The sequence below is a fragment of the Comamonas nitrativorans genome (assembly GCF_042654765.1).
Classification (GTDB): domain Bacteria; phylum Pseudomonadota; class Gammaproteobacteria; order Burkholderiales; family Burkholderiaceae_C; genus Comamonas; species Comamonas nitrativorans.
This window is the reverse complement of record NZ_JBHSEW010000001.1, coordinates 113,588-129,310: the sequence shown is the minus strand read 5'-3', so window position 1 is coordinate 129,310 and position 15,723 is coordinate 113,588. Positions and strand designations below refer to the sequence as shown.

11 protein-coding genes are annotated in these 15,723 nt (G+C 64.5%); 3 read left to right on the top strand and 8 right to left on the bottom strand.

Features of this window, described 5'->3' with window-relative positions:
• Positions 1-48 precede the first annotated feature (48 nt).
• From proX (ACFO3A_RS00560) to proV, 5 genes are all read right to left on the bottom strand, one after another.
• The gene (proX, locus tag ACFO3A_RS00560; RefSeq protein WP_377723005.1) at positions 49-1,119 is read right to left on the bottom strand and encodes a glycine betaine/L-proline ABC transporter substrate-binding protein ProX; all 1,071 of its coding nucleotides are present in this window, start codon (positions 1,117-1,119) and stop codon (positions 49-51) included.
• Positions 1,120-1,197: 78 nt separating this feature from the next.
• Positions 1,198-2,664, bottom strand: coding sequence for a mechanosensitive ion channel (locus ACFO3A_RS00555; RefSeq protein ID WP_377723003.1), 1,467 nt, complete (start codon positions 2,662-2,664; stop codon positions 1,198-1,200).
• Positions 2,665-2,737: 73 nt separating this feature from the next.
• Positions 2,738-3,739: a glycine betaine/L-proline ABC transporter substrate-binding protein ProX gene (proX, locus tag ACFO3A_RS00550; protein WP_377723000.1), complete on the bottom strand. Its 1,002-nt coding sequence runs from the start codon at positions 3,737-3,739 to the stop codon at positions 2,738-2,740.
• A 157-nt stretch (positions 3,740-3,896) separates the two neighbouring features.
• Positions 3,897-4,997: a glycine betaine/L-proline ABC transporter permease ProW gene (gene proW, locus ACFO3A_RS00545; RefSeq protein WP_377722998.1), complete on the bottom strand. Its 1,101-nt coding sequence runs from the start codon at positions 4,995-4,997 to the stop codon at positions 3,897-3,899.
• A complete protein-coding gene (gene proV / locus ACFO3A_RS00540) occupies positions 4,990-6,324 on the bottom strand; it encodes a glycine betaine/L-proline ABC transporter ATP-binding protein ProV (protein ID WP_377722996.1) in 1,335 nt (444 codons plus the stop codon). The genes proW and proV overlap by 8 nt, the downstream gene beginning before the upstream one ends.
• 643 nt (positions 6,325-6,967) lie before the next feature.
• Here proV and acs point away from each other — a divergent pair.
• Both acs and ACFO3A_RS00530 read left to right on the top strand, forming a co-directional pair.
• A complete protein-coding gene (acs, locus tag ACFO3A_RS00535) occupies positions 6,968-8,959 on the top strand; it encodes an acetate--CoA ligase (protein ID WP_377722994.1) in 1,992 nt (663 codons plus the stop codon).
• Positions 8,960-9,116: 157 nt separating this feature from the next.
• Entirely contained in the window at positions 9,117-9,581 is a 465-nt protein-coding gene (locus tag ACFO3A_RS00530; RefSeq protein ID WP_377722993.1) for a LapA family protein, read from the top strand.
• A 125-nt stretch (positions 9,582-9,706) separates the two neighbouring features.
• Here the strand turns inward: ACFO3A_RS00530 and ACFO3A_RS00525 are convergent, their stop codons facing one another.
• The 3 genes from ACFO3A_RS00525 to exaC all read right to left on the bottom strand — a co-directional run bounded on the left by ACFO3A_RS00525 (position 9,707) and on the right by exaC (position 14,468).
• On the bottom strand, positions 9,707-11,569 hold the full coding sequence (locus ACFO3A_RS00525) for a sigma-54-dependent Fis family transcriptional regulator (RefSeq protein WP_377722991.1): 1,863 nt from the start codon (positions 11,567-11,569) through the stop codon (positions 9,707-9,709).
• Between the two features lie 263 nt (positions 11,570-11,832).
• The gene (gene adhP / locus ACFO3A_RS00520; RefSeq protein WP_377722989.1) at positions 11,833-12,861 is read right to left on the bottom strand and encodes an alcohol dehydrogenase AdhP; all 1,029 of its coding nucleotides are present in this window, start codon (positions 12,859-12,861) and stop codon (positions 11,833-11,835) included.
• 80 nt (positions 12,862-12,941) lie between these two features.
• Positions 12,942-14,468: an acetaldehyde dehydrogenase ExaC gene (gene exaC / locus ACFO3A_RS00515; RefSeq protein WP_377722987.1), complete on the bottom strand. Its 1,527-nt coding sequence runs from the start codon at positions 14,466-14,468 to the stop codon at positions 12,942-12,944.
• Between the two features lie 225 nt (positions 14,469-14,693).
• Here exaC and pstS point away from each other — a divergent pair, with 225 nt between their 5' ends.
• A complete protein-coding gene (gene pstS / locus ACFO3A_RS00510; protein WP_377722986.1) occupies positions 14,694-15,722 on the top strand; it encodes a phosphate ABC transporter substrate-binding protein PstS in 1,029 nt (342 codons plus the stop codon).
• Position 15,723 lies beyond the last annotated feature (1 nt).

The following is a 15,723-nucleotide window of genomic DNA, read 5'->3' as shown; positions in this document are numbered from 1 at the left end:
AGTATCTGAAATCGTTTATTTATCAGCGGAACAAGCTATTGAAAACAATTATTTGGCGGCGGCTGCCTTGGCTTGTTCGATCCAGTCGTCAAAGGTGGCCTGATGGGCCTTGATCCAGCCGTCGACGTGGCGCTGCACGTCGGCATCCCGGTTCTCGCCCTGGCTCATCAGGTGGTTCTGCGCGTTGATGTCGGCCAGGGGCAGGCGCATGATTTCAAACAGCTTGGCCGCTGCCGGGTTGGCGTCCGTCCACGCCTTGTTGGCGACGATCTGCTGTTTGTTCACGACAAAGCCGTAGTTCTTGCCGTTGGGCAGCGTGGTGTCCAGCCCCTTTTGCTCGCCGGGCAGGGCGGAAAACGGCACTTCCAGCCAGACCACGTCCTTGCCCGGCTGCAGCTCGTTGCTGACCCAGTAGGGCGTCCAGGTGTAGTAGAGGACGGGTTTGCCGGCCTTGAAGCGGGCCAGGGTGTCGGCAATCAGGGCGGCGTAGTTGCCCTGCTGGTGGGTGATGGTGGCACGCAACTGGTAGGCGTCCAGGTGGTGTTCGACCACGGCTTCGCAGCCCCAGCCCGGGGTGCAGCCGGCCAGGTCGGCCTTGCCATCGCCGTCGGTGTCGAACAGGGCCGCCAGCCTGGGGTCTTGCAGCTGGGCGATGTTGGTGATCTGGTACTGGTCGGCGGTCTTCTTGTCGATCAGATAGCCCTGCGCGGCGTTGCTGATGTATTCGCCCGCGCGGTAGAGCTTGGCGTCGCCGCCCGCGTTTTTATAGAAGTCGGCGTGCAGCGGGTTCCAGTGCGAGGCGATGAAGGTGGCGTCGCCCGAGGCAATCGACATGTAGGCGGTGGGGTAGTCCACGTCTTTATAGGGCTGTACGGTGTAGCCCAGTTTTTCCAGCGCCCGCATGACCAGCAGGTGCTGGAAGTTTTCTTCCGGAACCGGATTTTTCACGGGTTTGACCGTGATGCCCTTGCCCGGCAGGGTATCTGCGGCAGGGGCGGCGTGGACGCTGCTGCCGGTGGTGGCCATGAAGGCCAGGCCGCAACCGATGGCCAGTGTTTTGCACCACTGACCCAGCTTGCGGCCTTGGGGATGTGAGATGGGGGTATGGAAAATGGTCATGCGCGGGGAGTCTCCTTGAAAGCATGATGAAAAAAAACGCCACTTTCTTGGGAGAAAGTGGCGTCGGGAATCAGGGCATCAGTCTTTTTTGCCCAGCAGCTTGGCGACGCAATGCTCCAGCAGCTTGCCGGCAGCTTCGCGCCCGCCCAGGCCGAAGGCCAGGGCAAAGGCCACTGCCACGGCGCCCAGGGTCAGGCCGAAGGCCAGCTGCACGATTTCGTTGGCAATGCCCATGGCCCGCAGCCCCATGGCGGTGACCAGCCCCAGGATGGCGAAGCGGGCCACATTGGCGGCAAACGCGCTGCCTTCCTTGCCTGTGCGGGCAATCGCCCCGGCGGCCACGCTGGAGAGCCAGAAGCCCACCACCAGAATGGCGCTGCCCAGCAGGATGTCGCCGCCAAAGGTGATGAAGGTGGTCACCACGTCGCTGACCTGGACAAAGCCCAACTGGCCCGCCGCTTCCACCGTGGCGAACAGCAGGGCAAAGAACAACACCAGCCTGCCCGCCAGTTGCGAGGGGCGCAGGGCGCCGCTCAGGGCCTGGCCCAGGCCGAGCTTTTCGGGCAGGGTGTCCACGCCGGCGCTTTCCAGCAGGCGGGTGAGCAGGCCGGCGGCAAAGCGGGCCACATACCAGGTCAGCAGCACGATGATGCAGGCGGCCAGGATGTGCGGGGTGGCGCCCAGCACCTGCTCCAGCACCTGGGTGGCGGGGCGGGAGATGGCCTCGATCTTCAGCGCATCCAGCGCGGCAATCAGCGAGGGCACCAGTACCAGGATGAACACCAGCGTGCCGCCCAGGCGCGGCAACTGGATGCTGGAATCCAGGCCCAGGCAGCCGTTGATGCGTTGTGCGCCAGCGGCAGCCAGCAGGTTGCTGACCAGCGCCCGCAGCACCCGGGCCACCACGAAACCGGCCAGGGCAATCATCGACGCGCCCAGGAGGTTGGGCAGGTAGCCCAGCAGCTGGCCCAGCAGATTGCGCACGGGGTCCAGCACCCCGTCCAGGCGCAGCGCGGCCAGGATGGCGGGCAGGAAGAACAGAATCACCAGCCAGAACAGCACGTTGCCGGCGTTGCGGCTCATGGGGGCCATGCCGGCCTCGTGCGACAGGCGCTCGTCCAGGGTGGTGGCGGCCAGGGCCTTGGTGACCAGCGCCCGCAGCAGGACGGCCAGCAGCCAGGCGGCCAGGGCCAGCACGGCGCCGGCAGCCAGATGGGGGATGTAGCCGACCACGTCCTGCACCATTTGCGCCAGCGGGGCCGAGAGCAGTGTCAGGTCGAGCGAGTTGAGGGTGGCCACCAGCGTGGCCAGCAGGATCAGCCAGAAGGCGCCGGTGGCGGCGGCTTCTTCGGCACCGAGGACGGTCTTGGTGTTTTGGGCGATGCGCTCGTTCAGGTGCAGCAGCTTCAGGCCCCGGCGCACGCTGGCACGCACGACCACGGCCAGCAGCCAGCCCAGCACCAGAATCGCCAAAGCGCCCAGCACCTGGGGAATCTGGGCGCCCAGCGCCTGTTGCAGGGCGTCGGAAAAGGTTTGGAAGTTCATGGGTCAGTCTCCGAAGTCCTGCCGGGGCAGGCCGCCCCGGCAGGTGGGTATGGTTCTTTTTATAAGTGCCAACTTACTTGGCAGCGGCCTTGGCCTGTTCGATCCAACCGTCGAAGGTGGCCTGGTGGGCCTTGATCCAGCCATTGGCGTGGCGCTCGATGTCTGCGGCTTTGTTTTGGCCCTGGCTCATCAGGTAGTTTTGCGCGTTGATGTCGCCCACGGGCACCGACATCACTTCAAACAGCTTGGCGGCGGCGGGGTTCTTCGCGGCCCACGCCTTGTTGGCGACGATGTGCTGGCTGTTCACCACAAAGCCGTAATTCTTGCCGTTGGGCAGCTTGGTGTCGGTGCCTTTCTGGTCGCCGGGCAGGGAGGAGAAGGGCACTTCCAGCCACACCACGTCCTGGCCGGGCTTGAGTTCGTTGCTCACCCAGTAGGGCGTCCAGGTGTAATAGAAGATCGACTTGCCCGCCTTGTAGCGGGTGATGGTGTCGGCAATCAGCGCGGAGTAGGTGCCCTGCTGGTGCGTTACCGTGTCGCGCAGTTTGTAAGCGTCCAGGTGGTGTTCGATCATGGCCTCGCAGCCCCAGCCGGGGTTGCAGCCGGTCAGGTCGGCCTTGCCGTCGCCATCGTTGTCGAACAGCTTGGCAATCGCCGGGTCCTTGAGTTGCCCCAGGTTGGTGATCTTGTGCGCGTCGGCGGTTTTCTTGTCGATCAGGTAGCCCTGGGCGTTGTTGGCAATGAAAACGCCCTGGCGGTAGAGCTTGGCGTCGCCGCCCGCGTTCTTGTAGTAGTCGGCGTGCAGCTGGTTCCAGTGGTCGGCCATGAAGGTCGCGTCGCCATTGGCGATGGCAACGTGGGCCGTCGGGTACTCCACTTCCTGGATCGGCTGCACGGTGTAGCCGAGTTTTTCCAGCCCTTTCATGACCAGCAGGGTCTGGAAGGTTTCCTCGGCAATCGAGCTTTTCAGCGGCAGCACCGGCACGCCTTTGCCGGGCAGGTCGGCGGCGTGGGCAGCCAAACCGGCCAGGGCCAGCGTGGCGGCGATCAGGGTGGGGCGGAAGGTATTTTTCATAGCGGTCTCCTGGTGAAAAAAGGGGAAGCGCCGTCAGCGGATGCAGGCAGCAGGTGCTGACGGCTATGGAAAAAGGTGCTGCTTGCGCAGACAGATAAAAGTTTTTGACTATGAACAGTCATGAAACCGTTATCTGTTCAGCGGTAGCAACTATCGTTTACGAGGCTTTCTTGCCCCGGCCCAGCAGCAGGCCCAGCGGCCCTTGCTGCCACCAGCGCTGGCTGCCCCGGCGCGGCTCGCCCATGGCCTGGGTGATGCGGTCCAGCACGATGGCCAGCAGCACGATGCCCAGGCCGCCCACGGTGGCCAGCCCCATGTCCAGGCGGCCAATGCCGCGCAGTACCATCTGGCCCAGGCCGCCCACGGCGATCATGGAAGCGATGACCACCATCGACAGCGACAGCATCAGCGCCTGGTTGATGCCCGCCATGATGCTGGGCATGGCCAGCGGCAGCTGCACCTTCCACAGCAATTGCCAGGGCGAGGCGCCATAGGCGCGGCTGGCCTCGATCAGGTCGGGGCGCACCTGGCGGATGCCCAGGTTGGTCAGGCGCACCAGCGGCGGCAGGGCAAAGACGATGGTCACGATCACCCCTGGCACGTTGCCGATGCCGAACAGCATCACCACCGGCACCAGGTAGACGAAGGCGGGCGTGGTCTGCATGGCGTCCAGCAGCGGGCGCAGCAGGCGCTGGGCGCGGTCGCTGCTGGCCAGCAAGATGCCCAGCGGCAGGCCCAGGAGGATGCAGAACACCAGCGAGGTCAGCACCAGCGCCAGCGTCACCATTGCCTCGGGCCAGATGCCCAGCAGCGCCACGATGGCCAGGGAAATGGCCGTGCCGATGGCCAGGGCGCGGCTGGCAAACTGCCAGGCGACCAGGGCCAGCAGCACGGTCAGCACCGGCCAGGGCATGGCCAGCAGGGTCTGTTCCACGCCGGTCAGCGTGGCGTCGATGGGTACGCGGACGGCCTGGAAGAAGGGGCGGAAGTTGCTCACCACCCAGTCCAGGCCCTGATTGATCCAGCCCTGGATCGGCAGGCCGTCGTGCAGCAGCTGGTGCCACAGGTCGGTGGGCGCGGCCTGGGTCGCATCGGCGGGGGCGGCGCTGCCGGTCAGCCAGTCGCTGCTGGTGGTGCCGTTGGCTGCATCGCTGCTGCTCCAGGGGTCGGTGGCTGCGGTATCGGCGGTATTGGCGGGGACGCTGGCGGCGCTCCAGGGATCGTTGGCGGCGGCGGCGGGGGTGGTGGTATCACTCATGGGCAGCTCCTGGTGTGGGGGCGGGGCGGTCGTTGTATTCGCGGATCACCCCGGGCAGATCGGCCTGGCCGCTGGAAAACTCCGGGTTCAGCTGGATCGGCGGGCGCTCGTCCTGCGGCGGCGGCAGCGGCGGCGTGTCGCGGTCGAGAAAGCGCAGCAGCGTGGTGCGGCTGATCACGCCCTGGTAGCGCTCCTGCTCGTCGATGACCGGCAGGGCAAAGGGCAGTGCGGCCGCCAGACCGTACAGATCGGCCACCGGCGTTTCGGCCCTGATCGGCGTGACATCGGGCAGAAAGGCGTGCTGCAGCCCCAGCGGGCCTGTGCGGCTGCGCAGGGCATCGCGCAGCGACTGCGAGGAGACGACGCCGAGAAAGCGTTTTTTCGGCGACAGCACGTAGGCGTATTCGTAGTCCAGGTCTTCGAGCAGGCGCAGCGTGGCGCGGCAGCCCCGGTCGTCGTGTTCGGAGGCCACGGTCATCGCCTGGCGGGCAATGTCCCCGGCCTTGAACACCATGGCCGCGTCCACGCCCTGGACGAAGCTGCGCACGTAGTCGTCGGCCGGCTCGCGCAGGATTTCGTCGGGCGTCCCGACCTGCACCACCTGGCCGTCCTTCATGATGGCGATGCGGTCGCCGATGCGCATGGCCTCGTCCAGATCGTGCGAGATGAAGACGATGGTGCGCCGCTTGATCTGCTGCAGGCGCAGCAGCTCGGACTGCATTTCGGTGCGGATGATGGGGTCGAGGGCGGAAAATGCCTCGTCCATCAGCAGGATCGACGGGTCGGCCGCCAGGGCGCGGGCCAGGCCCACGCGCTGCTGCATCCCGCCGGACAGTTCGTCGGGGTAGCTGGCGCCCCAGCCGCCCAGGCCCACCTGCTCCAGCGCCGCCTGCGCGGCCTGCTGGCGCTGGGCCTGATCGACCCCTGCCAGTTCCAGGCCGAAGGCGGTGTTGTCCAGCACCGTCATGTGCGGCATCAGCGCAAATGACTGGAACACCATCGAGATGTCCTTGCGGCGCAGCTTGCGCAGGGCCTTGTCGGGCAGCTGGTTGATGTCCTGGCCATCGACCAGGATGCGTCCGGCCGTCGGTTCGATCAGGCGGTTGAGCATCCGCACCAGGGTGGATTTGCCCGAGCCTGAGAGGCCCATGACGACGAAGATTTCTCCGGCCCGAATGTCGAAGTGCGCGTCGAACACGCCGATCGACTGGCCGGTTTTTTCCAGAATGTCCTGCTTGGAATGGCCTTGCTGCACCAGCTCCAGCGCTTGCTGGGGGTGGTCGCCGAAGACCTTGAAGACATGCTCGATGTGGATGGATTTAGCCACTGGTTGTCCTCTCTTTTTTTCGAGGGTTGAACACAGTGCAGCGGGCTGCCGGGCAGCCTGCCCACACAAGAAACCGGTTTTTGAGCGACCAGCACACCGCACGGCAGCAGCGGCCATGCGTGAAGAACTAAAAAAAGCAGTCGGAAGAACTGCCAGGGCGAGTCCGTATGGTGTTGTGGCGAACACGCAAGGACTACGGCTGGGAGTGGGTGGAAGCAACCAACGGCAAAGACCGCCGGAAACTTTCCACCGGCCAAACTGCCCGTTGGGCGGTTTGGGGAAAAGTCCGTGCACCAGAGCCAAAAACTGGCCTGTGGCAGCGTCGCGGCGCAAGGGGGCTGCGGCAGCTGCCGGGTCGTTCCTGCCCCTCATGGGGCGGGATTACCTGCATGGCAGGTTGTTAAGAGGGGGTTAAGTGTAACTATTTACTATGTAAAAGTCAATTATTCTGCAGATTTTTATGAAAAAGTGGCTTTTTTACGGGTTTTCCCCGGAAAAATGAGGCGGCAAAACCGCCGGTTCCGTCAGTAGTCTGTAAGTCCCTAAGACGACAGTAGACATCGCTTAGTTGCCTTGGCCGGTGCCGTGCATTGGGAGTTGGCCGGGGCGGTAGGAACGAAAAAAATCTTCAAGGAGACAGCGCATGTCAGCAAATGCAATCGAGTCCGTTTTGGTTGAAAACCGTGTTTTCCCGCCCTCTGAGGCTGTGCAGAAAGCCGCCCGTATCTCCGGCATGGCCGCCTACCAGGCGCTGTGTGCCGAAGCTGAAAAGGATTACGAAGGTTTCTGGGCCCGCCTGGCCCGTGAAAACGTGGTCTGGAGCAAGCCCTTCACCCAGATCCTCGACGAAAGCAATGCCCCGTTCTACAAGTGGTTTGCCGACGGCGAGCTGAACGCCAGCGCCAACAGCCTGGACCGCCACATCGGCACCCCCACCGAAAACAAGACCGCCATCATTTTCGAAGCCGACGACGGTCAGGTCACCAAGGTCACCTACCGCGAACTGCTGGACCGCGTCAGCCAGTTCGCCAACGGCCTGCAAGCCCGGGGCGTGAAAAAAGGCGACCGCGTGCTGCTGTACATGCCCATGACCATCGAGGGCGTGGTGGCCATGCAGGCCTGTGCCCGCCTGGGCGCGACGCACAGCGTGGTGTTCGGCGGTTTCTCGGCCAAGGCCGTGCAGGAGCGCATTGCCGACGTCGGCGCCGTGGCCGTCATCACCGCCAACTACCAGATGCGCGGCGGCAAGGAACTGCCCCTGAAAGCCATCGTCGACGAAGCCATTGCCATGGGCGGCTGCGAATGCGTGCGCAACGTTTTCGTGTACGAGCGCACCGCTTCGGCCTACGCCAAGGAAGCTGGCCGCGACGTGACCTTTGCCGAGCTGCTGGACGGTCAATCCACCGACTGCCCGCCCGTGCCCGTGGATGCCGAACACCCCTTGTTCGTGCTTTACACCAGCGGCTCGACCGGCAAGCCCAAGGGCGTGCAGCATTCCACCGGCGGCTACATGCTGTGGGCCCGCCAAACCATGCGGTGGTCGTTCGACCTGCAGGACAGCGACGTTTTCTGGTGTACCGCCGACATCGGCTGGATTACCGGCCACACCTATGTGGCCTACGGCCCGCTGGCTGCCGGCGCGACGCAGATCATCTTTGAAGGCGTGCCCACCTACCCCAATGCGGGCCGCTTCTGGCAGATGGTCGAGCGCCACAAATGCACCATCTTCTACACCGCGCCGACGGCCATCCGTTCGCTCATCAAGGCGTCGGAAGCCGACGCCGCCGTGCATCCCGATGCTTCCGACCTGAGCAGCCTGCGCCTTCTGGGTTCGGTCGGCGAGCCGATCAACCCCGAAGCCTGGATGTGGTACTACAAGAACGTTGGCAAGGAGCGTTGCCCCATCGTGGATACCTTCTGGCAGACCGAAAACGGCGGCCACATGATCACGCCGCTGCCTGGCGCCACGCCGCTGGTGCCCGGCTCCTGCACGCTGCCGCTGCCCGGCATTACCGCCGCCATCGTGGACGAGGCGGGGCACGACCTGCCCAACGGCGCAGGCGGGATGCTGGTGGTCAAGCGCCCCTGGCCGTCCATGATCCGCACCATCTGGGGCGACCCGGAGCGTTTCAAGAAGAGCTACTTCCCCGAAGAGCTGGGCGGCAAGACCTATCTGGCCGGCGACGGCGCCGTGCGCAGCGAGGACCGGGGCTACTTCCGCATCACGGGCCGTATCGACGACGTGCTGAACGTCTCCGGCCACCGCATGGGCACTATGGAGATCGAATCGGCCCTGGTGGCCAAGACCGATCTGGTGGCCGAGGCCGCCGTGGTGGGCCGCCCCGACGACCTGACCGGCGAAGCCATCTGCGCCTTCGTGGTCTTGAAGCGCCCCGTGCCGACCGGCGACGAAGCCAAGGCCATCGCCAAGGAGCTGCGCGACTGGGTGGCCAAGGAAATCGGCCCCATTGCCAAGCCCAAGGACATCCGCTTCGGCGAGAACCTGCCCAAGACCCGCTCCGGCAAGATCATGCGCCGCCTGCTGCGTTCGCTGGCCAAGGGCGAGGCCATCACCCAGGACACCAGCACGCTGGAGAACCCTGCCATCCTCGACCAGCTGGCCAATACCAACTGATACCCACTGATGAAAGCTGCCGCAGCCGCCCCCCGAAAGGGGGGCTGTGGTGGCCGGGCAAAAAGCCGCCTGCTTGACCCCAGGTGGCTTTTTTTCGCCCGTCGCACGGCAAAATAGCGCCTGCTTGTAATTAAAGATCACGATTGGAGAAAGACGCATGAAAGCACGCACCGCCCTTTTGGTATTGATTGTGGCCCTGCTGGGATACCTGGCCTTTTTCAACTTCGCCAGCCTGGCGCAGGACGTGCCCATGTCCCTGGGGTTTACCGAAATCCATGGCCCCCTGGGGCTGGTGATGTTGGCCCTGTCGGCCCTGATGGCGGCGATCTTCCTGGCCTACGTGATCGCCATGCAGGCCACCTGGCTGCTGGAAGTGCGCTCGCACAACAAGGCGCTGCAAGCCCAGCGCGAGCTGGCGGAAAAGGCCGAGGTGTCGCGCTTTACCGACCTGCGCGGCGCCCTGGACGACAAGCAGCAGCAACTGGAAAAGCGCCTGATGGAGCGCATGGATGCGCTGGAAAGCCACCTGAAGGCCCGCGCCCAGGAAAGCGACAACGTCCATGCGGCCTACATCGGCCAGCTGGAAGAGCAATTGCGCGGCAAGAAGCCGGAGCAGGAATAAACAAGCGCCAGCCGCCGGGGGGCATTCCATTTCCAGATCAAGCGTGAACGCGAAGGCGAAGCGCAGACAGTACAGGCGTACGGCAAGCGAAGCCGACAAAGTGCACGTTTGATCTGGAAATGGAATCAGACCGCGCCGGGCGGCAGCAGCGCCTTCTTGCGGTAAAAGGTGTTGCGTGAAATCCCCAAGGCCTTGGCGGCGGCCGAGACATTGCCCTGGTGCGCCTGCAGGGCCTGGGCCATGCGCTGCAAGGTGAAATCGCCGAGGTTCTCTGCTTTGTTTTCAGGTGCTGCTGGCGCTTCATCGGCAAGGATTTGCGCATAGTCTTCCAGAAAATCATCGGGCAGGTCTGCGCAAGTCACTATCCCTTCTTCTGCCGCCAGCACGCTGGCCGTGCGCAGGACGTTGTGCAACTGGCGCACGTTGCCGGGCCACGGGTAGCGGGCCAGCTTCTCCAGCACATCGGGGGCCAGCTGGCAGGCCGCGCCTTCCGGCTGCACCACTTGCAGCACCTTGGCGATCACGGCCAGCAGGTCGCTGCGTTCGCGCAGGGCGGGCAGGCGCACGACCAGGCCGTTCAGGCGGTAGTACAGGTCTTCGCGGAACAGGCCCTGGGCGATGCGGGCCTTCAGGTCCTGGTGCGTGGCGCAGACCACGGCGATGTCGATCGGGATGTCCTTTTCGCTGCCCAGCGGGGTGATGCACCGTTCCTGCAGCACGCGCAGCAGACGGGCCTGCAGGGGCAGGGGCATGTCGCCGATTTCATCGAGGAACAGCGTGCCGCCGTGGGCCTGGGCGATTTTGCCGATCGCCCCTTTCTTGCGGGCGCCGGTAAAGGCGCCATCGGCGTAGCCAAAGAGTTCGGCCTCGATCAGCGATTCAGGGATGCTGGCGCAGTTCACGGCGATGAAGGGCTGGTCGGCACGGGCGGAGTCCTGGTGCCAGGCGTGGGCCAGCAGGTCTTTGCCGGTGCCGGTTTCGCCCAGCAGCATGACGGGGATGTCCTTGTCCAGCACCTTGCGCAGCCGGGCGATGGCGTGCGCCAGCTGCACGTCGCCCGTGTCCAGGTATTGCAGGTGCGACAGGCGCTGCGTGGCCGACGGCTTGGCCGCGGCGGTGGGGGCGCTGGGGCGTTGCGGCAGATGGATACGGCAGCCCACGCGCACCCCGCTGTGCAGCATCAGGTGCTGGGTCTGCGCATTCCATGCCGTGGCCAGCGGCTGGTTGAACAGGGCGGCAAAGTCGGGCGCCGGCTGGGGCAGGGTGGGCAGCCCGAGCTGGAATTGCGCACTGCGGTTGAGACTGAGCAGCGGCCCGTCGGGCGCGAAGATGGCGATGCCCTCGACCAGGGTGCCCAGGAACTCGGGCCGGGCATGAAAGTGGATGCGGATGGCCTGCGGGAATTGCGCGGTGAGCATCTGGTTTTCCAGCATCTGCACCGACATGCGCACCAGCGCCAGCGTGTGCGGATGGTGGCGGTGGTGTTCGCTGGTCACGTCCAGGGCGCCCATCAGCTCGCCGTGGGGGCCAAAAATCGGGGCGCAGGAGCAGGCCAGGCTGTGGTTGGCGTGCATGAAATGCTGCGCCCCTTGCACGGTGATCGCCTGGCGCTCTTGCAGGGCCGTGCCGATGGCGTTGGTGCCCTGGGCCTGTTCCGACCAGTCCATGCCGGGAATCAGGGCGACCTGATCGGCCTTGGGCAGAAAGTCGCTGTCGCCCAGGCTGTGCAGCACCAGGCCGCTGGCCGAGGTCAGTACCAGCATGCTGCCGGTGTTGGCGATCTGGGCGTAGAGATGCTCCATCACCGGGGTGGCGTGCCGGGACAGGAAGCGGTGCTGGTCGAGTGCATCGCGCAGGGCGCCCTGGCCCAGCCGCTGGTAGTGGGGCGCATCGCGCAGCGCCAGGCCGTAGCGCCGCGAACGTTCATGCGCCAGCGTGAGGAGGTGCGCGTGGTCGGCAGAAGCTTGGGCCGTGGTGTGCAAGGGCATGCAGATTTCCCCAGAAAAAGAAGCAGGTTGGCGCCGGAGGTTCAACCGGCCCAGTGTGCCTGCCAGGGTGTGCGGGAGCAAGCTGGATATCCCCAGGATTCATTATTTTTATAGCTTATTCCGGTTGATATATATCAATTTCAATATGTTTTATATCTAACTTCATTGAATATGAATCGGGGAAAGCTCCTTTTTTTAAAGGATAAAAAAATCCCGGCGCAGGCCTGCGCCGGGATTTCCGGGGGGATGGGGCAGGAGCGGGCTTATGCCGCCATGTCCAGCACCACCCGGCCATCGATCTGGCCTTGCAGCATCCGCTCGAAAACATGGTTGATGTTTTCCAGCTTTTCCGTCGAGACGGTGGCGGCGACTTTTCCGGTGCCGGCAAAGTCCAGCGCTTCCTGCAGATCCAGGCGGGTGCCCACGATGGAGCCGCGCACCGTGATGCCGTTGAGCACCATGTCGAAAATCGGCAACGGGAAGTTGCCGGGCGGCAGCCCGTTCAGGGCAATGGTGCCGCCACGGCGCGTCATGCCCAGCGCCTGCTCGAATGCCTTGGGTGAAACGGCGGTGACCAGCACGCCGTGGGCGCCGCCGATTTCACGCCGCAGGTAGGCTGCCGGGTCGGTATTTTTGGCGTTCACCGTCACCTCTGCGCCCAGGCGGCGGGCCAGGGCCAGCTTGCTGTCGTCGATATCGACGGCGGCAACGTTCAGCCCCATGGCCCGTGCGTACTGGACGGCCATGTGGCCCAGGCCGCCGATGCCCGAGATCACCACCCAATCGCCCGGCTTGGTGTCGGTCACCTTCAGCCCTTTGTAGACGGTGACGCCTGCGCACAGCACCGGGGCGATGTCGATGAAGCCGATGTTGTCGGGCAGGCGGCCCACGTAGTCGGCTTCGGCCACGGTGTAGCGGGCAAAGCCGCCATTGACCGAATAGCCGGTGTTCTGCTGGGTTTCGCACAAGGTCTCCCAGCCGCCCAGGCAATGGGGGCAATGCCCGCAGGCCGAATACAGCCACGGAATCCCGACGCGGTCGCCCTCCTTGACGTGGCGCACCCCGGTGCCCACGCCGACCACATGGCCCACGCCCTCGTGGCCCGGGATGAAGGGCGGGTTGGGCTTGACCGGCCAGTCTCCGTGGGCGGCGTGCAGGTCGGTGTGGCACACGCCGGAGGCCTCGATGCGCACCAGCACCTGGCCTGGCCCCGGGCGGGGGACGGTGACTTCCTCGATGACCAGCGGTTTGCCGAATTCGCGCACGACGGCGGCTTTCATGGTGGTTTCCATCGGTATGGCTCCTTTTCAAGATTGCAGGAAAATTGGTTTTTCCAGGTGCTAGCGCCGCACGCTGGCACCGACTTCCACGTTTAGAAAAAGCCCAGCGCCTGCGGGTTGTAGCTGACCAGCAGGTTCTTGGTCTGCTGGTAATTGGACAGGGCCAGTTTGTGCGTCTCGCGGCCGATGCCGGATTTCTTGTAGCCGCCGAAGGCCGCGTGTGCGGGGTAGAGGTGGTAGCAGTTCGTCCATACGCGCCCGGCCTGGATGGCGCGGCCCATGTGGTAAGCCACGCTGCCGTTGCGGCTCCAGACGCCCGCGCCCAGGCCGTACTCGGTGTCGTTGGCGATGCGCACGGCATCCTGCACGTCCTTGAACGTGGTGACCGAGGCCACGGGGCCGAAGATTTCTTCCTGGAACACGCGCATGTGGTTTTGGCCGTACAGCAGCGTGGGCTTGATGAAGAAGCCGTCGTCGATCGTGCCGCCGGCCCGCAGGCGTTCGCCGCCGGTCAGGCACTGGGCGCCTTCCTGGCGGCCAATTTCGACGTAGCCCAGGATGCGGTCAAGCTGGGCCTGCGACACCTGCGCCCCGACCATGGTGGCCTTGTCCAGCGGGTGGCCCTGCTTCATGGCCTCGACACGGGCCACGGCGCGTTCCATGAAGCGCTCGTAGATCGACTCCTGCACCAGGATGCGCGAGGGGCAGGTACACACTTCGCCCTGATTCAGGGCGAACATGGCGAAGCCTTCCAGCGCCTTGTCGAGGAACTCGTCGTCGGCATCCAGCACGTCGGCAAAGAAGATGTTCGGGCTTTTGCCGCCCAGCTCCACGGTGGAGGGGATGAGGTTGTCGGCAGCGGCGTGCAGGATGCGCTGGCCCACGGGGGTGGAGCCGGTGAAGGCGATCTTGGCAATGCGCTTGCTGGTGGCCAGCGCCTCGCCCGCTTCCTTGCCGTAGCCATTGACGATGTTCAGCACGCCGGGCGGCAGCAGGTCGGCGATCAGCTCCATCAGCACCATGATCGAGGCAGGGGTTTGCTCGGCCGGCTTCATCACCACCGAGCAGCCTGCGGCCAGGGCGGGCGCCAGCTTCCAGCAGGCCATCAGCAGGGGGAAGTTCCAGGGGATGATCTGGCCGACCACGCCCATCGGCTCGTTGAAGTGGTAGGCCACGGTGTTGGCGTCAATCTCGGAGATCGTACCTTCCTGGGCGCGGATGCAGCCGGCAAAGTAGCGGAAGTGGTCGATGCCCAGCGGCAGGTCGGCGGCCAGGGTTTCGCGCAGCGGCTTGCCGTTGTCGATGGTTTCGGCAATGGCCAGCCGCTCCAGGTTCTGCTCCATGCGGTCGGCAATCTTCAGCAGGATGCTAGAGCGTTCGGCCACCGAGGTCTTGCCCCATTTTTCCTGCGCGGCGTGGGCCGCATCCAGTGCCAGGTTCACGTCGGCAGCGTCGGACTGCGCCACCTTGCAGAACGGCTTGCCGGTGATGGGAGAGATGTTGTCAAAATAGCGCCCGGCCACGGGTGCCACCCACTGGCCGCCGATGAAGTTGTCGTACTTCTGGCGGTAGGGGAAGGAAAGGTCGAGGTTGAAGCGCTTGAATTCAAACATGTCCATGGGGTGTCTCCTTGTAGGGTTGATAGCAGCCGTTGCGTGGCTGCCTACCTATAAGCACATTGCGTGCCAACGTCGTCCGGCCCGGGGAGCGGGGGGTGTGCCGCAGGGGCTGGGGGGCCGGCGCTGTTGCACACTGGGACAATGCGGTGTCACACGGTTGTCACATAGCGCTTCTACAGTGCCGTGCAGTGAAGTTTTATTCCACCCACAAGGAGCTTCTGCACCATGAAAACCACCATCGCACAACGCGTTCTGACCATCCTGGCGGTGACGGCCGCCGCCTGGGGCACTCCCGCTTTCGCCCAGCAAGAGGCCACCGGCGCGGGTGCCAGCTTTCCGGCGCCGCTGTACGCCAAATGGGCGGCCGACTACCACCGGGCCACGGGCGTGAAGATCAATTACCAATCCGTCGGGTCGAGTGCCGGTCTGAAGCAGATCGAAGCCAAGACGGTGGATTTCGGCGCCTCGGACGAGCCGCTGAAAGACGCAGACCTGCAGGCCAAGGGCCTGGTGCAGTTCCCCACGGTGATCGGCGGCATCGTGCCGGTGGTGAATATCAAGGGCATTCAGCCCGGCCAGCTCAAGCTCAACGGCCAGGTGCTGGGCGATATCTACCTGGGCAAGATCACGCTGTGGAACGACCCGGCCATCGCCGCGCTGAACCCCGGCCTGGCCCTGCCGGCGGAAAAAATCAGCCCGGTGCGCCGCGCGGACGGTTCGGGCACCACCTTTGGCTTTACCAACTACCTGTCGAAGGTGAACCCGGAGTGGAAGGAAAAAGTCGGTGAAGGCAAGGCCGTGAACTGGCCCACCGGCGCGGGCGGCAAGGGCAACGAGGGCGTGGCCGCGTTCGTGGGCCGTCTGGCCAACTCCATCGGCTACGTGGAGTACGCCTACGTCAAGCAGAACAAGCTGACCTATGCCCAGTTGCAGAATCAGGACGGCACGTTCGTCCAGCCCAGCGAGGAATCCTTCAAGGCTGCTGCTGCCGGGGCCAACTGGAGCCAGAGCTTCTACCAGATTCTGACCAACCAGCCTGGCCAGGCCGCCTGGCCCATCACCAGCGCCACCTTCATCCTGATGCACAAGGCGCAGGACAAGCCGGCGCAGGCGCAAACCACGCTGAAGTTCTTCGAGTGGGCCTACAAGCAAGGCGACCAGACCGCCAGCGGTCTGGACTATGTGCCCATGCCGGATAACGTGAAAAACGTGATCTACCAATCGTGGAATGCTATTGAAACGCAAGCGAAATAAT